This window comes from Arthrobacter sp. B2060, assembly GCF_059090445.1.
Window position 1 is genome coordinate 45906 of record NZ_JBNHFR010000003.1, and the last position, 19141, is coordinate 65046.

General features: G+C 67.2%; 15 protein-coding genes and 1 riboswitch. Of the genes, 12 read left to right on the plus strand and 3 right to left on the minus strand.

Annotation, left to right across the window (positions count from 1 at the left end):
* Nucleotides 1–40: 40 nt before the first annotated feature.
* From smc to ftsY, 3 genes are all read left to right on the plus strand, one after another.
* Nucleotides 41–3691 carry a chromosome segregation protein SMC gene (gene smc / locus AC5RUM_RS06965; protein ID WP_494034265.1) on the plus strand — a complete coding sequence of 1217 codons (3651 nt, stop codon included), beginning with the start codon at nucleotides 41–43 and terminating at the stop codon, nucleotides 3689–3691.
* 43 nt (nucleotides 3692–3734) lie between these two features.
* On the plus strand, nucleotides 3735–4991 hold the full coding sequence (locus tag AC5RUM_RS06970) for a low temperature requirement protein A (protein WP_494034266.1): 1257 nt from the start codon (nucleotides 3735–3737) through the stop codon (nucleotides 4989–4991).
* A 73-nt stretch (nucleotides 4992–5064) separates the two neighbouring features.
* Nucleotides 5065–6273, plus strand: coding sequence for a signal recognition particle-docking protein FtsY (ftsY, locus tag AC5RUM_RS06975; protein WP_494034267.1), 1209 nt, complete (start codon nucleotides 5065–5067; stop codon nucleotides 6271–6273).
* 66 nt (nucleotides 6274–6339) lie between these two features.
* On the opposite strand, the gene AC5RUM_RS06980 is transcribed toward ftsY, so the two are convergent.
* On the minus strand, nucleotides 6340–7599 hold the full coding sequence (locus tag AC5RUM_RS06980) for an MFS transporter (RefSeq protein WP_494034268.1): 1260 nt from the start codon (nucleotides 7597–7599) through the stop codon (nucleotides 6340–6342).
* 229 nt (nucleotides 7600–7828) lie between these two features.
* Between AC5RUM_RS06980 and AC5RUM_RS06985 the strand changes: the two genes are divergently transcribed.
* Nucleotides 7829–9193 (plus strand): ammonium transporter, encoded by a 1365-nt coding sequence (locus AC5RUM_RS06985; protein ID WP_494034269.1) that lies wholly within the window; start codon nucleotides 7829–7831, stop codon nucleotides 9191–9193.
* Nucleotides 9190–9528: a P-II family nitrogen regulator gene (locus tag AC5RUM_RS06990; protein WP_131131786.1), complete on the plus strand. Its 339-nt coding sequence runs from the start codon at nucleotides 9190–9192 to the stop codon at nucleotides 9526–9528. Before AC5RUM_RS06985 ends, AC5RUM_RS06990 begins: the two co-directional genes overlap by 4 nt.
* A 108-nt stretch (nucleotides 9529–9636) precedes the next feature.
* Here AC5RUM_RS06990 and AC5RUM_RS06995 read toward each other — a convergent pair whose 3' ends face one another.
* Complete coding sequence (locus AC5RUM_RS06995; protein ID WP_494034270.1) at nucleotides 9637–11040, minus strand: glucose-6-phosphate dehydrogenase; 1404 nt, start codon at nucleotides 11038–11040, stop codon at nucleotides 9637–9639.
* Between the two features lie 143 nt (nucleotides 11041–11183).
* On the opposite strand from AC5RUM_RS06995, the gene ffh reads away from it, so the two are divergent.
* Both ffh and AC5RUM_RS07005 read left to right on the plus strand, forming a co-directional pair.
* Nucleotides 11184–12761 carry a signal recognition particle protein gene (gene ffh, locus AC5RUM_RS07000; protein ID WP_494034271.1) on the plus strand — a complete coding sequence of 526 codons (1578 nt, stop codon included), beginning with the start codon at nucleotides 11184–11186 and terminating at the stop codon, nucleotides 12759–12761.
* A gap of 52 nt (nucleotides 12762–12813) precedes the next feature.
* Complete coding sequence (locus tag AC5RUM_RS07005; RefSeq protein ID WP_494034272.1) at nucleotides 12814–13548, plus strand: alpha/beta fold hydrolase; 735 nt, start codon at nucleotides 12814–12816, stop codon at nucleotides 13546–13548.
* An 88-nt stretch (nucleotides 13549–13636) separates the two neighbouring features.
* Here AC5RUM_RS07005 and thiC read toward each other — a convergent pair whose 3' ends face one another.
* Nucleotides 13637–15460: a phosphomethylpyrimidine synthase ThiC gene (gene thiC, locus AC5RUM_RS07010; protein ID WP_494034273.1), complete on the minus strand. Its 1824-nt coding sequence runs from the start codon at nucleotides 15458–15460 to the stop codon at nucleotides 13637–13639.
* A riboswitch (TPP riboswitch) is annotated at nucleotides 15455–15562 on the minus strand. It overlaps the preceding gene by 6 nt.
* A gap of 62 nt (nucleotides 15563–15624) precedes the next feature.
* On the opposite strand from thiC, the gene AC5RUM_RS07015 reads away from it, so the two are divergent.
* The 5 genes from AC5RUM_RS07015 to AC5RUM_RS07035 all read left to right on the plus strand — a co-directional run bounded on the left by AC5RUM_RS07015 (nucleotide 15625) and on the right by AC5RUM_RS07035 (nucleotide 19059).
* The gene (locus AC5RUM_RS07015) at nucleotides 15625–16713 is read left to right on the plus strand and encodes an amidohydrolase family protein (RefSeq protein WP_494034274.1); all 1089 of its coding nucleotides are present in this window, start codon (nucleotides 15625–15627) and stop codon (nucleotides 16711–16713) included.
* Between the two features lie 72 nt (nucleotides 16714–16785).
* On the plus strand, nucleotides 16786–17661 hold the full coding sequence (locus tag AC5RUM_RS07020; protein WP_494034275.1) for a VOC family protein: 876 nt from the start codon (nucleotides 16786–16788) through the stop codon (nucleotides 17659–17661).
* 111 nt (nucleotides 17662–17772) lie between these two features.
* Nucleotides 17773–18210, plus strand: coding sequence for a hypothetical protein (locus tag AC5RUM_RS07025; RefSeq protein WP_494034276.1), 438 nt, complete (start codon nucleotides 17773–17775; stop codon nucleotides 18208–18210).
* A 194-nt stretch (nucleotides 18211–18404) separates the two neighbouring features.
* Nucleotides 18405–18815, plus strand: a complete 411-nt coding sequence (gene rpsP, locus AC5RUM_RS07030; protein WP_056632653.1) for a 30S ribosomal protein S16 — start codon at nucleotides 18405–18407, stop codon at nucleotides 18813–18815.
* 1 nt (nucleotide 18816) lies between these two features.
* A complete protein-coding gene (locus AC5RUM_RS07035) occupies nucleotides 18817–19059 on the plus strand; it encodes an RNA-binding protein (RefSeq protein ID WP_400581538.1) in 243 nt (80 codons plus the stop codon).
* Nucleotides 19060–19141: the final 82 nt, after the last annotated feature.

Genomic DNA, 19141 nt, shown 5'->3' on the forward strand with positions numbered 1-19141 from the left:
GAACGCAGCCGCTGCCGCCATTCAGGAGATCCGAAACACCTTGCACCTTAAGAGTCTGACCGTCAGGGGCTTCAAGTCGTTTGCCTCGGCGACGACCTTCGACTTTGAGCCCGGCGTCACCGCGGTGGTGGGGCCCAACGGCTCGGGCAAGTCCAACGTGGTCGATGCCCTGTCCTGGGTCATGGGCGAGCAGGGAGCCAAGACCCTCCGCGGCGGCAAGATGGAAGACGTCATCTTCGCCGGCACCTCCGGCCGGCCGCCCTTGGGACGGGCGCACGTCTCCCTGACCATCGACAACGCGGACGGGGCGCTGCCCATTGAATACAGCGAGGTGACGATCTCCCGGACCCTGTTCCGCACGGGGGGCTCGGAGTACGCCATCAACGGCGCCGCGTGCCGCCTGCTGGACATCCAGGAGTTGCTCTCGGATTCGGGGCTGGGACGGGAAATGCACGTCATCGTAGGCCAGGGCCAGCTGGACAAGGTACTGCACGCCACGCCCGAGGACCGCCGGGGGTTCATAGAGGAAGCCGCAGGCATCCTCAAACACCGTCGGCGGAAGGAAAAGACCGTCCGCAAGCTGGAGGCCATGCAGGCCAATCTGCAGAGGCTCAGCGACCTGACCGGGGAAATCCGGCGGCAGCTCACGCCGCTGGGCAAACAGGCCGAGATTGCACGGCGTGCCCAGACGGTGCAGTTCGAGGTCCGGGACGCCCGGGCACGGCTGCTTGCCGACGACCTCGTCCAGCTCCGCAGCAACCTGGCGCAGGAAGTTGCCGACGAAACCGCGCTGAAGGCCCGGCGGGCCGTCGTCGAACGGGATCTCGAGGCCGGGCGCCAGCGCCAGGCGACGCTGGAACAGCTTGCCGCGGCTGCCACGCCCCGGCTGAACGCGGCGCGGGATACGTGGTACCAGCTCTCGGCGGGACGCGAACGGCTGCGTTCCCTCGGATCGCTGGCGCGGGAACGGTGCCGGCTGCTGGGTTCGGCGGACGCCGCACCCGAGCCGGGCCGGGACCCCGACCAGCTGGAGCGGCAGGCGGCCCGTGTCCGGGCCGAACAGGCGGAACTCGAACAGCTCATCGTTGGCAGACGCACTGCCCTGGAGGAAGCCAGCGCCGCAAAAGGCGAGGCGGAAAATGCCGCGGCCGCCGAGGAACAGCGTCTCACAGCCGCCCTGCGGGCTGCAGCCGACCGGCGCGAAGGCCTGGCGCGGCTGGCAGGCCAGGTTGCGGCGGCGAGATCGAGGGTCGAATCGGCGCAGGCCGAAGTGGGCCGGCTGCGTGAATCCCAGGCGGCCGGCGAGGTGCACAGGAAGCAGGCCCAGTCGGAATTCACGGCACTGGAATCCCAGGTCGCCGGCGTAGAGGACGGCGAAGAGTCCCTGGACGCCGAGTACGAGGAAGCCAGTGCCGCACTGGACGCAGTCCTGGCAGAAATCGACTCCCTGCGGAGCGCCGAGCGCGAGGCCCTGCGGGAACGCGATGCGCTGAAGGCCCGGCACGATGCCCTCATCCTGGGCCTGAACCGCAAGGACGGTTCCGAACACGCCCTCGGGGCCGGCCTGCCCGGCATCATCGGGCCCTTGGCCTCCGAGCTGTCGGTAACGCCCGGTTTTGAGGCCGCCATTGCAGCCGCCCTTGGCAGCGCCTCAGACGCCGTGGTGGTCCACGACGCCGGAGCCGCCGCTGCTGTGCTGCAGCTCCTGAAGGAAGACGACGCCGGCCGCGCGACGCTGCTGCTGGAAGCACGTCCGGAGCCGGCCGGACAGTCGGCGGCAGCGAGCGGGACGCAGGAAGCGGCTCTGCCTAACGGTGCCCGCTGGGCTCTGCCTGAGGGTGCCCGCTGGGCTCTGCCTGAGGGTGCCCGCTGGGCAACTGAACTCGTGTCGGCCACGGGCCCCGCAGGGGCCGCGGTGCAGCAGCTGCTTCAGGGGACCGCCGTCGTCGGGGACCTGGATTCAGCCGCCGCCCTGATCGCCGGGCTGCCGGAGCTGACCGCGGTCACGACGGCGGGCGACGTCTTCACCGCTTTCACCGTCACCGGCGGCTCCGCAAAGGCACCTTCCCTGCTCGAGGTGCAGGCCGCCGTCGACGACGCCGCGTCGCGGCTGGCAGCGGTCACCGCCGGACTGGAGCAAAACCGTTTCGCTCTGGCGGGAGCAGAATCGCGCCGGACCGAGGCTCAGGACCGGGCGGATGCGGCCCTCGAACGGCTCCACGATTCTGATGCCCGCCTTGCTGCGGTGGCCGAAAGGCTGGGCCACCTGAATTCCGTGCTGCGCAGCGCGGTGGGGGAGAGCGACAGGCTGGCGGCGTCGCTTGCCCGGGCCGAAGCCAACGTCGTGACCGAACAGGAAGCCCTCACGGCGATCGCCGCGCGGCTCGCCGCCGCCCAGGAGGCGCCTGCCGAAGCTGAGCCGTCCACGGATGAGCGTGATGCGCTGGCCGCTGCCGCCGTCCTGGCGCGCTCTGCCGAGATGGATGCCCGGCTGTCTCTGCGTAGCGCCGAGGAGCAGCTGTCCGCCGTCCGCAACCGGGCCACGTCACTGGAACGGGCTGCTGCATCCGAACGCCGGGCGCGGGAAGAGGCGGCCGAGCGGGCCCGCCGCCGCAGAATCCAGGCCCGGCGGGCCGCCGCCGTCGCAGAGGCTGTGGAGCACATCATCCGATTCTGTGACGCGTCCCTTGACCTGGCCGGCCTGGAACGCGACATGGCCGAGCAAAACCGCGAACAGCGCGACCGGGAACTGGCGGACGTCCGCACCGCCAATGACTCCCTGGCCCGGGAGCTCGCCGAACTGACCGATTCGGTGCACCGCGACGAGCTGGCGCGTACCCAGCAGAAACTTAGGATCGAGGCGCTGGAGAACAGATCCGTCGAAGAGCTGGGGCTGACCGCCGACCAGCTCGTGGCGGACTACGGGCCGGACCGGCCGGTTCCGCTGCCCGCGGCCGGATCCACCGACAAATGGGCCGAACTCCGGGCGCCCGTTGATGACGACGGCAAACCGCTCGTGGAGGGGAAGCCCTTTGTCCGTGAAGAGCAGGAAAAACGGCTGCGCAAGGCAGAACGGGACCTGGCGTCGCTGGGCAAGGTCAACCCGCTGGCGCTGGAGGAATTCGCGGCGCTGGAAGAGCGGCACCAGTTCCTGAGCGCCCAACTGGAAGACCTCAGGTCCAGCCGCAAGGACCTGCTGGACATCATCAAGGAAGTTGATGACCGCGTGCAGAAAGTCTTCGCGGAGGCGTTTGCGGACACCTCGGCGCAGTTCGTCCACGTCTTCTCCCGGCTGTTTCCGGGGGGCGAGGGCCGGCTCGTCCTCACGGACCCCGATGACATGCTGACAACCGGCATCGAGGTCGAGGCGCGGCCGGCGGGCAAGAAGATCAAGCGGCTCTCGCTGCTGTCGGGCGGCGAACGGTCCCTGACGGCGGTGGCCCTCCTCGTGGCCATCTTCAAGGCCCGCCCCTCGCCCTTCTACGTCATGGACGAGGTGGAGGCGGCGCTGGACGACACCAACCTGGGACGCCTGATTACGATCTTTGAAGAGCTGCGCGAATCGAGCCAACTCATCGTCATCACCCACCAGAAACGCACCATGGAGGTTGCGGACGCCCTCTACGGCGTCACCATGCGGGGAGACGGCGTTTCCACCGTGATCAGCCAGCGCCTCGGAGCCGACGTCTAGGAGCGCGCTGGAGCGCCCGCCGCCGCGGCGGTAATCTTTGCCCATGTCATCCCACCCTCTTCGCCACGCCATGTCCCGCATGGGCGGGCGTGACCCGCACGAAAAGCACCGCACTGCCACCCCGCTGGAGCTGTTTTTCGACCTGACGTTTGTGATCGCTTTCGGCGTGGCGGGGAGCCAGTTCGCCCACCAGATCGCCGAGGCCCACTTCGGTGCAGGGCTGCTGGCCTTCTCCTTCGCGATGTTCTGCGTGATCTGGGCCTGGATTAACTTCAGCTGGTTTGCCAGCGCCTACGACACCGACGACTGGATCTTCCGCGTAGTCACGATGGTCCAGCTCCTGGGCGTGCTGATCCTGGCCATGGGCATCGAGCCCATGTTCCATTCGATCTCAGAAGGACGCCACGTGGACAACGCCGTGATGGTGGGCGGCTATGTGATCATGCGGCTGGCCCTCGTGTTCCAGTGGCTGCGGGCGGCGAGGCAGGATCCCGGCCGGCGGCTGGCGTGCCTGACCTACGCCCGGTTGCTCGTGCTGGCGCAGTTGGGCTGGATCGTGGTTCTGGTCGTGCAGGCCGATGTCCTGGCCACATTCCTCATGGCCGCGCCTTTGTTTCTCCTGGAAATGGCCGCGCCCTACCTCGCCGAACGACGGGCGAAGACCCCGTGGCACGCGCACCACATCGCCGAACGCTACGGTTTGTTGGCGATCATCGCGTTGGGCGAATGCCTGATCGGCGCCATCGAGACCCTGCGGGCCATCGTGGCCAACCATGGCTGGAGCATGGACGCAGCCCTGGTGGGCCTCGGCGGCACGGGGCTCGCCTTCGCCATGTGGTGGATCTACTTCATCCTCCCGACTGGTCGGGCACTGCACCTCCAGCGGCACCGTTCCTTCGGCTTCGGTTACGGCCATATGCCGATATTCGCCGCCATCGCCGCCACGGGCGCCGGACTGCATGTCGTGGCGTACTACGTCGATCACGAGGCCCACATCAGCGCGGCCGTGGCGGTGGCCAGCATCGCTGTTCCCGTAGCCCTGTTCAAAGTGTCCCTGACCGCGCTCTTCAGCTACATGCTTGGGGTGGACCGGGCCATCCTGGCCGGGACTGGTGGTGTTGTGGTGCTTCTGGCCGGCAGTGTTGGGCTCGCGGCCGTCGGTGTGTCCGTGCCCGTCTGCCTCCTGGTGATCGTCCTGGCTCTGGCGATCTCGATCGTCATTGATGAGCGTCGGGGCGCCGAACGCAGCGAAGCCGCGCTCCACAGGCTCCAAGCCAGGGCCGCCGAAGGCACTGTGTAGCCCCGCCCTCCCAGCGCACGGGCACTTCGGGCACGCCCGCGGCGCCGGCGGCTGTTGTGAGAAGCTAGGGAGTGTGAACGAACTCCTTCCAATTCTTCTGCCCATTCTTGCTGCCCTGGCGGTCGTCGGCGCGCTGGTCCCGGTGCTGCTCAAGGCACGGAAGTCCGGGAAGCAGTACCCCGGAACCCGAGACGCCAACGATCCTGTGCTGCCGCCCGGAGGCGGAGGGACCCTCCTCGAGGACCGCCCCGTTGCGGCTCCGGCACGGAAAGCGCCCGACGGCGCAGACCTCGAAGTCCCGGTAACCGAGGTTCCCGACGACGTCGCCGGCCTGGAAACCATTGCGGTCGAGACCCCGCTGCCCGTTGAAGGACGACTCACGCGCCTCCGGGAGCGCCTCGTCAAGTCGAACAATGTCCTGGGCAAGGGCCTCCTCGCCCTGCTTTCCAGCGACAAGATCGACGAGGACGTCTGGGACGAAGTGGAGGAGACACTGCTCCTGGCCGACCTCGGCACCGAACCCACCATGCAGCTGGTGGATGCCCTCCGCGAACGGGTGAAGGTCCTGGGCACGCGGTCGCCCGAACAGGTGAAGGCACTCCTCCGCGAGGAGCTGATCAAGCTCGTTGACCCCACCATGGACCGCAGCCTCCGGATCGAACGCCACGACGGCAAGCCGGCCGTGATGATGGTGGTCGGCGTCAACGGCGTCGGAAAAACCACCACCGTCGGCAAGCTGGCCCGCGTCCTCGTCGCGGAAGACAAGGACGTCCTGCTGGGCGCCGCGGACACCTTCCGCGCGGCCGCCGCTGAGCAGCTGGCCACGTGGGGCCAGCGCGTGGGCGTTCCGACCGTAAAGTCCGACGTCGACGGCGCGGACCCGGCGTCGGTCGCCTACGAGGCGGTCAAGGCAGGCATCGACCAGGAAGTCGACGTCGTCATGGTTGACACCGCCGGGCGCCTGCAGAACAAAGTGGGCCTCATGGACGAGCTTGGCAAGGTCAAGCGCGTCATCGAGAAGCTCGCCGAGGTTGACGAAGTGCTCCTCGTGCTCGACGCCACGACGGGCCAGAACGGGCTCAACCAGGCCCGGGTGTTCTCTGAAGTCGTGAACATCACCGGCATCGTCCTCACCAAACTGGACGGGACAGCCAAGGGCGGCATCGTCGTCGCCATCCAGAAGACCCTCGGCGTGCCCGTCAAGCTCATCGGACTCGGCGAGGGTGCGGACGACCTGGCACCCTTCGAAACCGAGGGATTCGTCGACGCGCTGCTGAACTAGCCGCAGTCACCCAACTGACCCGCAGGTGTGATCGTTGTTAGCGCCCAGAACGACCACACCTGCGGGTCAGTCGGCTTGCGGCGTATCCGAGGGGTGCCGCGCCGCCGTCTCGCGCGCCAGCATCCACGCGAGAGCCGCCAGCAACAGCACCCCGCCCGTGGCCGCGAAGGCCCAGCCGTAGCCGAATGCGTCCGCCAGCAGCCCGGCAAACACCGGCCCGAGGATGGCTCCAATGTCGGCCGTCATCTGGTAGGCGGCCAGCACCCGGCCGCCGGACCGTTCGCGCCCGATCACATCGGCCACAGCTGCCTGCTGCGCAGGGCCAAGGAGCCCGGCGCCCACGCCGGCAAGCATGGAGGCGGCAAGGAACCAGCCCAGACCCTGCGTGAGTCCTATCCCGCCCGTTGCCGTGCCGGTGACCACCAGCCCGGCAATCATCAGCGGCTTGCGGCCAAGATTGTCAGCCAGCCTCCCCGAGAACGTGAGGGCAACGGCGTTTCCGGCGGCAAAGACCGCCAGCGCCCAGCCGGCCGCCTCCGGGCCGGCACCGAGGGCCGCGACGGCGAACAGGGGAACCGTTGCCATGCGCACGCCAAAGGTGGCCCAGCCGTTGGCGAAACTTGAGAACAGCGACGCGCGGTAGGCGCTGTCGGCAAGGGCCTCGCCAAATGTCATGGCCGGTGCGGCTGAGCCGTCCTTGCCCCCGGTGCCCGGCGCGTGGCTCAGTTGCGTCTGCACGACGAGCGCCGCGAGGACAAGGGCACCAGCGTAGGCGAGGAACGGAACCCGCAGCCCGAACCCGGCCAACAGGCCTCCCACGATCGGCCCGCAGACGTTGCCGATCAGGAACGCGGAGGCATAGGCTCCCGAAACCCTGCCGCGGCTTTCCGGAGGGGCCAGCCTGATCACCAGTGCCATAGACGCGACCGTGAACATGACGGATCCGGCACCGCCCAGCCCCCGGAAGATCAGCAGTTGCCAGTAGTCCTGGGCGAAGGCGCAGGCAGCGGTGGAGGCGGCAACAATCAGCAGGCCCGCCACGTAGACCGGTCGCTCGCCCAGCCGCCCGATCAGCACCCCGCCCGCGGGGGCGAACAGCAGCCGCATGAACGCGAAGATGCTGACGATCACTGCGGCGGCGGTAGCGCCGACGTCGAAAGTGGTGGCGAACTGGGGGAGCACCGGCGCCACCAGCCCGAACCCGAGGGCGATAAGGAACGCCGCGACGAGCATCACCTTGATATCACGGGGCAGCCGGGCATCTCCGGTGCGCCTGAAGGCTGGGAACCGCGGTCTTCCGGTGGCGGGACGGGGGCGTGGCGTCATGAAGCGGAGATCCTTGGACAGCGGGCGGAAAAGGAGGCATGGGAAGCGTGAAACATAACCGTAACAAGCCAGATATGCACCATTTACTTCCGGGAGGTTCTTGTAACAGACCGGCAATCTAAATCCTCCGCCAGCGAAACACACCGGAGCAAAACTTTATGGAGGACGCAAAAGGCGTTGGCCAAGGGGATATCTCTCCGCAGCATCGATCATAGGGAGGACGTGCACCATGGAACTTACCGCAGGTCACGTATGGCTCATGGTGGCGGCGGCACTCGTGCTGTTCATGACACCAGGTCTGGCATTTTTTTACGGCGGCATGACGCGCGCCAAGGCAGCACTGAACATGATGATGATGAGCTTCATCTCAATCGGCATCGTGAGCGTTGTGTGGGTACTCTGGGGCTACTCCATGACGGGCGGTGACGGCTTCCTGCAGATGGTCGGGAACCCGTTCGCCAACTTCGGCCTTGAAGGCATCACGGAACCGGACGGCCTCATTCTTGTCGGCTACGGAGCAACGTTCGCCATCATTACCGTGGCCCTGATCAGCGGAGCCATCGCGGACCGCGCCAAGTTTGGCGCCTGGACAGTGTTCGTGCCCGTCTGGGTGACGCTGGTTTACTGCCCGCTGGCCTACATGGTCTGGGGTGGCGGCCTCTTCGGTGAGGAAGGCGCGATCGGCCAGGCGCTTGGCCCGGCCATCGACTTCGCCGGCGGCACCGTGGTCCACATCAACGCCGGCGTGGCGGCTCTGATCCTTGTCCTGATCATCGGCAACCGCAAGGGCTTCGGCAAGGACCCGAACCACCGCCCGCACAACATCCCCTTCGTGATGCTCGGGGCCGCCATCCTGTGGTTTGGCTGGTTCGGCTTCAACGGCGGCCTGGCCGCTACCGCTGAGCAGGGCGGCCTGATCTGGGTCAACACCCTGGCAGCACCTGCCGCCGCCATGATCGGCTGGCTCATCACGGAACGAATTCGTGACGGACACCCCACCTCCCTGGGCGCTGCATCCGGTGTTGTAGCCGGCCTTGTTGCAATTACCCCGGCCTGTGCAAACGTCAGCCCGGTTGGTGCCCTCGGACTCGGCCTCGTAGCCGGTGCCGCATCTGCCTTGGCCGTCGGACTCAAGTTCCGCTGGGGCTTCGATGACTCCCTGGACGTTGTGGGCGTGCACCTCGTGTCCGGCATCATCGGCACCGTGGCGCTGGGCTTCATCGCGACGCCCGTTGACGGCGTCGGCGGCGGCCTCTTCTACGGCGGCGGCCTGACCCAGCTCTGGGCACAGCTCGCGGCAGCCGGCATCGCCATCGCATACTCGGCCATCCTGACGCTCCTGATCGCACTGGCCATCCACAAGACCATGGGCTTCCGGGTCTCCCAGGAACAGGAAACGGTGGGCGTGGACCTCAGCCTGCACGCCGAGACCGCCTACGAGTTCGGTGTCGGCGGCCACGGGGGCAGCTTCCAGCCGCTGCATGAACTGATCAAGGGCAATGCCCCGACCAGCGGTACGGATGCCGTGCCTGCTGCAGGAACCGCAGAGCAGAAGTCCGACTCAGCATCAGGTAAGGAAAGCGTGGGGGCATGAAACTGATTACAGCAATCGTCCGACCGGAGAAGCTCGAATCCATCCGGGAAGGCCTGGAGGCCTACGGGGTCCAGGGCCTGACGGTCAGTGCAGCCAGCGGCTACGGCCGGCAGCGGGGGTACACCGAGGTCTACCGGGGTGCCGAGTACAACGTGGACCTGCTGCCCAAGATCCGCGTGGAGGTCCTGGCCACGGACGAACAGGCTGACGACATCCTCGACGTCATCATCGCCAGTTCCAACACCGGCCGCGCAGGCGACGGCAAGGTCTGGACCATGGATGTCTTTGAAGCAGTGCGGGTGCGGACAGGTGAACGCGGCGTAGCCGCCATCTGATAACGCAACCCGGCAGCCAGAGGCAACGCCAAAGGGCCGGTCACCATCGGGTGGCCGGCCCTTTCGTGTGCCCGGAGTTAGCCCGCCCGGAGCTGAGCCGGCCCCGAGTCAGCCGGCCCGGGCGGGACCGGACCAGCCCCCGGGACCGGATGTGCCGGCGTCGTACGTTTCGAGCGGGACGTCATCCCCTGCCCAGGCTTGGAGCACCGGCTCAACGACGCGCCAGCACTCCTCTGCCGTGTCGCCGCGGACGGACAGCAGGGGGTCGCCGGTCAGGACGCCCTCCAGCACTTCCCCGTAGGGGAGCAGCTCGGAGGCATTCAGTTCTGCGAGGAGCGTGGTGCGGTCCAGACTGAAGATGTTCCCGGGGCCGTTGACATCGACGTCGAGCTCCAGCGTGTCCGGCCCGAAACCGATCCTGAGCTTGTTCGGGGCGTCGACGCCGGTGAATCCGCCGGGCAGGTGGGGGACAGGCCGGAACGTGACCACCGCTTCCTTGCGTTTTTCCCCGAGGGCCTTGCCCGAGCGCAAAATGAACGGCACTCCCTTCCAGCGCCAATTGTCGATGTCGACCCGGACCTCGGCGAGCGTTTCCGTGTTCCGGCCCGGGTCCACGCCGTCTTCCTTGACGTAGTCGGGAACCTGCCTGCCGTTCAGGCTGCCGGCAGTGTAGCGGGCCCGCCGGGTGCTGGCCTGGTACGGGGCCTTGACGCTGCTGGCGCGGAGCACGGCCGCCACGGCGTCCCGGAGGTCGCGCTCGCGGATCGTGGCCGGCGGTTCGATGGCCATCAGCGCCATGATCTGCAGGAGGTGGCTTTGGATCATGTCCCGCAGCGCTCCGGCACCGTCGTAGTACCGGGCCCGGCCCTCCAGGGCCAGGTCCTCGTCGAAGATGATCTCCACTTTTTCTATGTGCCCGCGGTTCCAGACAGGCTCCAGGAAATTGTTGGCGAAGCGGAGTCCCAGGATGTTCAGGACGGTTGCCTTGCCCAGGAAATGGTCCACGCGGTGGATGTGGTCTTCCGGAACGAGGGTCAGGAGCGTGCGGTTCAGTTCGCGCGCCGACTCTTCGCCCGAGCCGAAGGGCTTCTCCATGACCAGGCGGGTACCCGGCGGGACCTGGCCGGGCTGCAGGATTTCACAGGCTTTCTGGCTCACGTGCGGCGGCAGCGCGAAGTACACTGCCACGGGGCCTTCCAGACCGGCCAGCAGGGAAGCCAGCGGGCCGTCGGCCGTGACGTCGAGTTGGTGGTAAGCGCTGGATTCTTCGAGCGCAGTGAGGGCCTTTTTCCCGGCGTCACCTGCGGCACCGGCGGCGTCGGCGAAGGCCGTGTGGACGCGGTCCCGCCACTGCTCCTGCGGCCACGGATCGGAGCCTGCCCCTGCGAGCCGAAGGCCGTCCGCCCGGCCGGTGGCCACCAGGCGGGCCAGTCCCGGGAGCAGAAGCCGTCCTGTCAGGTCACCGGAAGCACCGAGGATGAGCAGGGTTTTTACAGTTGTTTGGCTCGTCACTGTGCCAGCATGCCATCTTGGAGGCCCGTCTTGGTACCCTAGATAGTCGAGTCCCGTCGTCGACGCAGCTGGCAACAGCAGCCGAGACGCTGGTGTGCCGCAGGGCCGCCATCCGTACATCCACTGAAAGAAGTGCACGGCGCGTGTTCAATTCACTCTCTGACCGGTTGACAGCAACCTTCAAGAATCTCCGTGGCAAGGGCCGCCTCACCGAGGCAGATGTCGACGCCACAGTCCGTGAGATCCGGCGGGCCCTGCTGGACGCCGACGTCGCCGTTCCCGTGGTCCGTGAATTCACCGGCCAGGTCCGTGAACGCGCCCTCGGCGCCGAGGTCTCGGGTGCACTGAACCCCAGCCAGCAGATCGTGAAGATCGTCAACGAGGAACTCGTTGAAATCCTTGGCGGCGAGACCCGGCGCATCCGGCTGGCCAAGACCGGACCCACGATCATCATGCTCGCCGGCCTCCAGGGCGCCGGCAAGACCACCCTCGCGGGCAAGCTCGCCAAATGGCTGAAGGGGCAGGGCCACAGCCCCATCCTCGTGGCCTGCGACCTTCAGCGACCCAATGCTGTGACCCAGCTGCAGGTCGTCGGCAAGCGCGCCGGCGTCCCCGTCTTCGCCCCGCACCCCGGCGCCACCTCCGAGCTGGAGCACCCGGCCGGCGACCCGGTCGCCGTCGCCCGTGCCGGTGTCGAAGAGGCCCGCCAGAAGCTGCACGACGTCGTCATCGTCGACACCGCCGGACGTCTCGGCGTGGACGCCGACATGATGGAACAGGCGCGCCAGATCCGCCGGGCCATCGTCCCCAACGAAGTCCTCTTCGTGATCGACGCCATGATCGGCCAGGACGCCGTGAACACGGCAATGGCCTTTGATGAGGGCGTCAACTTCACCGGCGTCGTGCTGTCAAAGCTCGACGGCGATGCACGCGGCGGTGCCGCGCTGTCAGTCGCGTCGGTCACTGGGAAGCCCGTGATGTTCGCGTCTACAGGCGAGGGCGTGGACGACTTCGAAATGTTCCACCCGGACCGCATGGCGTCCCGCATCCTCGACATGGGCGACGTCCTGACCCTGATCGAGCAGGCCGAGAAGTCCTGGGACAAGGACGAAGCTGCCCGGATGGCGAAGAAGTTCGCCGACCAGGAAGACTTCACCCTGGACGACTTCCTCGCGCAGATGCAGCAGATCCGCAACATGGGCTCCATGAAGAAAATGCTCATGATGATGCCGGGTGCCCAGAACATCCGCCAGCAGCTGGAGCAGTTCGACGAACGCGAAATCGACCGCGTCGAGGCGATCGTGCGTTCCATGACCCCGCACGAGCGACTGGCCCCCAAGATCATCAACGGTTCACGCCGCGCCCGCATCGCCAAGGGTTCCGGCGTTCACGTCTCCGAGGTCAACGGCCTGCTCGAGCGCTTTGGCCAGGCCCAGAAGATGATGAAGAAGATGGCCCAGGGCGGTGGCATGCCGGGAATGCCCGGAATGCCGGGCATGGGCGGCGGCGGGCCCCGCAAGGGTGCCAAGAGCGCACCCAAGAAGAAGGCCCGCTCGGGTAACCCCGCCAAGGCAGCCCAGGAGCTCCGGGAGGCGGAGGCCCGGCGCGCCAACGCAGCCAAGGCACTGCCCACGGGTGCGTCCTTCGGCCAGCAGGGCGGCGACTTTGACCCGTCCCAGCTGAACCTTCCCAAGGGCTTCGACAAGTTCCTCGGCAAGTAGCGGAACCATGTCTGCCTGCTCGGTTGTCGGACCGCTGCCATAAGGTTGGGTCATGTTTAAGCAGCGGGTAGTGTTCGTCCACGGCGCGGGGAGTTTCGGCTCCGCCGCCTGGCCGCGCCAGCACGGCATGGCCCTGCAGTATGACGCACTCTTCCTGCGGCGGCACGGGTTCGATGCCGAAGCCGATCCGCTGGAAACAGACTTCGCCGAAGACGCGCGGATCGTGCTGCGGTCGCTGGCAGACGATGGCCGGGGCGCCGCCGGTGGCCACATAGTGGCCCATGCCCAGGGCGCGATCGCGGCGATGATGGCCGCCGTCGAACGGCCGGACCTCGTGTTCTCGCTGACGCTCGTGGAGCCGGCCTGCCTGTCGCTGACTGCCGAGTTGCCCGCCACGGCAGCCCACCGGGCGCTGATGGAGCCTCTTTTCGAGGTCCGGCACCAGCTCGGCGACGACGACTATGAGCGGGAGTACCTGCGGCGCGCTTTCGCCGCGGAAGGCCATGGTCCAAGCACCCCGGAGAGCCAGCGCGCCGCGAGGCGGTTGCGGCTGCAGGCACCTCCGTGGCAGGCACCGCTGCAGATCGTCCCCGGCGTTCCCACGCTGGTCCTCACTGGCGGCTGGGAGCCCCTCTATGAGGAGATCGCCGGGTACCTGCGGGAAACCGGTGCCCTGCACCGCATCGCAGCGGGCGGGCACCGGCCCCACGACTCCGCGGAAGGCGACCGCTTTATCCGGTCGTTCATTGCCGAGGTCAGCCGGCGGCAGCAGCCGCGGGCGTCCTGACCAACGTTCCTTACCCGCACGGAGTGCGCCGCAGGCCCGGTCCGGCGGGCCCCCAATGCCTGCCGGACCGGGCCCGATAGGGTGGCCGTTACTGGCGGGCGGACTCGGGAAGCTTCAGCTCGGGCAGGTAAACCTTCCCCCCGGCGGCCAGGAATTCCTGGCTCTTCTCCCGCATCCCTTCGGCCATCTCGGCCAGCGCCGCCTGTGCTTCCGCGGAGCCGTATTCGTTGCGGATGTCCTGGCTGATGCGCATGGAGCAGAACTTGGGCCCGCACATGGAGCAGAAATGTGCGGTCTTGGCCGGTTCTGCCGGCAGCGTCTCGTCGTGGAAGGCCTCAGCGGTGACCGGGTCCAGGGACAGGGCGAACTGGTCCCGCCAGCGGAACTCGAAGCGCGCCTTGGACAGGGCATCGTCCCTCTCATTCGCTCCCGGGTGGCCCTTGGCGAGGTCGGCGGCATGGGCAGCGATCTTGTACGTGATCACGCCCGTCTTGACGTCGTCCTTGTTCGGCAGGCCCAGGTGTTCCTTGGGCGTCACGTAGCAGAGCATTGCGGTGCCGTAGCGGGCGATTTCCGTGGCGCCGATGGCCGAGGTGATGTGGTCGTAGCCGGGTGCCACGTCCGTGACGAGCGGGCCCAGGGTGTAGAACGGGGCGCCCTTGCACAGCTCCTGCTGGCGCTCCACGTTCTCCCGCACCAGGTGGAACGGGATATGGCCGGGACCTTCGACCATGACCTGCACGTCGTACTCCCAGGCCCGCTGGGTCAGCTCGGCCAGTGTGTCGAGCTCGGCGAACTGGGCGGCGTCGTTGGCGTCCGCGGTGGCACCGGGCCGCAGGCCGTCACCGAGTGAGAAGGCGACGTCGTACTTCGCGAAGATCTCGCACAGCTCGTCAAAATGCGTGTACAGGAAGTTCTCCTGGTGGTGCGCCAGGCACCAGCCCGCCATGATCGAGCCGCCGCGGGACACGATGCCGGTCACCCGGTTGGCCGTCAGGGGGACGTAGCGCAGGAGGACCCCGGCGTGGATGGTCATATAGTCCACGCCCTGCTCGCACTGCTCGATCACGGTGTCACGGAAAATCTCCCAGGTCAGGGCGTTGGCCTCGCCGTTGACCTTCTCCAGCGCCTGGTAGATGGGAACCGTGCCGATGGGGACGGGTGAGTTGCGGATCAGCCACTCGCGGGTGGTGTGGATGTCATCGCCGGTGGAGAGGTCCATGACGGTGTCCGCGCCCCACTGGGTGGCCCACTGCAGCTTGTCCACCTCTTCGGCGATGGAACTTGTCACGGCCGAGTTGCCGATGTTGGCGTTGATCTTCACCAGGAATGCCTTGCCGATGATCATGGGCTCGGACTCGGGGTGGTTGATGTTGTTCGGGATGATGGCGCGCCCGGCCGCCACTTCGCTCCGGACCAGCTCAACGTCGCAGTTCTCCCGGAGTGCCACGAACCGCATCTCGGGGGTGATGATGCCCTGCCGGGCATAGTGCATCTGCGTGACCGTCTTACCGCCGACGGCGCGGCGTGGCACCGGGTGCGCGCCCTTCCACTCCGCGGACGCGGCGCCGCGGCGCACGGCCGACCGGCCGTCGTCGAGCAGGTTCCTTTCCCTGCCGCTGTAGGGCTCGGTGTCGCCGCGGGCTTCAATCCATTCCGCGCGGAACGGCGCGAGGCCCACTACGGGATCGCTGCCGGGTCCGGCCGTCCGGTACACCCGCAACGGCTCGTTCTGCTCCCCACTGGGTGACGGCTCCAGGGCGATTTCCGTGACCGGAACGCGGAGGCCGTCGCCCTCGATGTACGCCAGCGAATGCGACTTCAGGGACTGGGTGATGTCCGCACCGGAGGCTGCTTCTTTTTGGGCAGCTTCTTTTCGGGCAGGGATCAGCTCTGTTTTCTGGGTGCTCATGTACTGCTCACTTCCTTCGCCGGCATTACCCGGACAGGTTCAACGGTCGCAGGCTGCGCTAGCCCGATCTCAGCCCCTGCAGGGGCACCCGTGTGGTCGTAGACGAAGCTACCACAGGGCGGCTGGCCGGTGCCCGTCCACGCCTGATATGACAGGCTGGATCCATGGCGCGCATCATCGAATTCTCGGGCACAGTGCTCACCGGCCCGGACCAGGAACGGGCCGGCCTCTGGGCTGTGGACGGCAAACTGACCTTTCAGCGTCCCGGCCGCATTCCGGACGTGGTCCTCGACGGCTGGGTGCTGCCCGGCTTCGTTGACGCGCATTGCCACATCGGGCTGGGGCCGTCCGGCGCTGTGGACGACGACGTGGCCTATGCCCAGGCGATGACCGACCGCGATGCCGGCACCCTGCTGGTGCGGGACGCGGGAGTGGTCAGTGACACCCGCTGGCTGCAGCGGCGCCCTGAGGCGCCGAGGATCATCCGTGCCGGACGGCACATTGCCCGGAGCCGACGGTACCTGAAGAATTTCGCCGTCGAGGTTGAGCCGGAGGGCCTGGTGGAGGCGGTCCGGAAGCAGGCGCGTTCCGGGGATGGCTGGATCAAGCTCGTGGGGGACTGGATCGACCGCGACGCCGGTGACCTCGCGCCGTCGTTCCCGGACGCTGCCGTCCGGGACGCGCTCAGCGCGGCGCATGATGAAGGCGCAAGGGTCACGGCGCACTGCTTCGGCGAGGACGTCCTCGACCAGATGCTGGATGCCGGAATCGACTGCATTGAACACGCCACGGGGCTCCTGCCGCGGCACATCCCGCGGCTCGTGGAGCAGAACGTGCCGATCGTTCCGACACTGGTCAACATAGCGACGTTCCCCGACATCGCCGCCCGGGCCGAGTCCAAGTTTCCCCGCTACGCGGCCCATATGAGGGCGCTGTGGGAGCGCCGGAACGAGCGGGTCCGGGACGCCTACGAGGCCGGCGTGGAGATTTTTGCGGGCACTGATGCGGGCAGCGTGATCGGGCACGGCCGGATTGCGGACGAGATCCTGGCCCTCCACGGCGCAGGGCTCCCCGCCGCGGCCGCCTTGGATGCTGCCTGCTGGAGGGCCCGCCGGTGGCTGCGCGCGGAGGGCCTGGCCGAGGGCGCGAGCGCCGATGTTGTGGTGTGTGCAGAGGACCCGCGGGAAGTGCCTGAAACCATACGGCAGCTGCGGGCCGTGGTTTTGCGGGGAAGTGTCGTCCGCTGGGAATAAATTGAAGCTTCAAGTAATTTAGATAGGTAGAGACCATCGAAATCCGGTGGCCAGGGAGTCGGGAGCATTCGCATGACACCAGCAGCCAGCAGCCAGGATCTTCTTCCTGCCGATCTCACCATGGGCACCGTGATGCTCAAGGTCGGCGACATGAAGCTCATGACGGACTACTACCAGCGGGCGCTCGGCCTCAATGTCGTAGCCGAGCAGGATGGCGGTCTCTACCTTGGGCGGCTCAACACACCCCTGGTCCATCTGGCTCCCGCCCCCGGACTGAACATTCCGGGGCGGGGCGAAGCCGGCCTCTTCCACACCGCGCTCCTCTTCGATGACCAGGCATCCCTGGCTGCCACAGTCGCCACCGCCGCCCAGTATGAGCCCCGGTCGTTCACAGGCAGCGCCAACCACCTCGTCAGTGAGGCCTTCTACTTCAGCGACCCTGAGGGGAACGGCATCGAGCTCTACTGGGATCGGCCCCGCGAATCGTGGTCCTGGGACGGCAAGAATGTGGTCATGGACAGCCTTGCGCTGCCGCCGCAGAAGTACCTGCAGGACCACCTGACCGAGGACGCGCTGGAAGGCCAGCGCGGCACGGAAGCCGGCGTGGGCCACGTGCACCTGCAGGTGGGTGACGTCCAGTCGGCCCATGACTTCTACGTCGGGACCCTGGGATTCGAAAAGACCGCAGGCTGGCACGGCCAGGCCCTGTTCGTCTCGGCCGGCGGCTACCACCACCACATGGCCATGAACGTCTGGAACAGCCGCGGCGCAGGACCGCGCCGGGACACACTCGGGCTGGGCGAAGTCCTCATCGAAGTCCCGGCAGGGGACGACGTCGGCGCGCTCGCCGACCGCCTGAAGGCCGCCGGCGTTGCTGCCCACCACACGGGGGTGGAGTTGCGCTTCGAGGACCCGTGGCGCAACCGGATCCGCGTCGCCGTACGCTGAGCCGGTGTTCGCGATTCGGGGCATGCCTGTGGGTTAGGCTGAACTCGAACATCCCGGGCGGCCTTCACCGCTGCCCGGGTTCCCGCCGTCGACGGAACGAGGACGAATTCCATGGGTTTCACCGAAATCTTTGTCGCTACGCACAGTGAGGCCCTCAAGCGCGCCGCTGACCTCGAGTCGGGCGCAGCCGCCCCCGCGGTCGGCGTCCGCATCCCGGGGATCAGCGACTTTGAAATCGAACAGCTCGGAGACCTCGCCGGAGCGGCTGTCCATGCGGCAGGCGCCGATTACGAACTGGCCATGGTGGACGTGGCCAGCGACTCGCTGCTCGGCGTGCCGCCGGCCATGGTCCGGGCGCTGGCGGAGCTGGTCAGCTACGAATCGGAGGGCGAGGGCAACGTCCTTGACGATGTTGCCGAGCGGTGGGCCGCCGAGGACGACATGCCGTTTGGGGCCGTCGAGGCGCGGAAATACGTCCAGCAGCTGGCCGAACTTGCCGAAAGCGTCGACGAGAACAGCCGCACGGGCCTCTACGTCTGGTCCTCCTGACCTGCCGCTTCGGGCCCCCGCCCGTGTCAAGTCGAAATCGGGCCGCTGATCTGGCACAATAAACAGGTACTCGATCTGCGTGGCCCCTCTCTCCGCGTCTGGATCCTGTCCTTTCGAACCCCCCAAGTATGGCCCGCCCCACGGGTGCAGAAACGCGGGTTCAGCCCGTTTCAGAAACAGGAGTGACCACAAAAGTGGCCGTAAAGATTCGCCTTAAGCGCTTCGGCAAGATGCGCGCACCGTACTACCGCATCGTCGTCATGGACGCACGCTCCAAGCGTGACGGACGTGCCATCGAAGAGATCGGCAAGTACCACCCCACCGAGGAGCCCTCATACATCGAGGTCGACTCGGACCGTGCCCAGTACTGGCTCGGCGTCGGCGCACAGCCGTCCGAGCAGGTTGCCGCGATCCTCAAGGTCACCGGCGACTGGCAGAAGTTCAAGGGCCTCCCGGGCCAGGAAGGCACCTTGAAGACCAAGGTTGCCAAGGAAGCCTTCGTTGCCCCGGAAAAGGGTTCCGTGATCATCCCGGAAGCCATCACCAAGAAGGCCAAGGCAGAAGCTCCCGCCGAGGCTGAAGCAGAGACCACCGAGGCTGAGTAAGTTGCTGGCAGAAGCGCTCGAACACCTTGTCCGCGGAATCGTTGACTCCCCTGAGGATGTCAAGGTCAGCACGAAGAGCAACCGCCGCGGGGATACCCTCGAGGTGCGCGTTCACCAGGAGGATCTGGGACGGGTAATCGGACGCCAGGGCCGCACCGCGCGCGCACTGCGCACTGTGGTGGCTGCGCTGGCAGATGGCGAGCAGGTCAGGGTCGACGTCGTCGATACCGACCGCCGCCGGTAACGCGCCTGCAACACTTGCCTTAAAATCCGGCCCCTCCACCAGCAACGGTGGAGGGGCCGGACTGCTTTCACCGCCCGCTGGC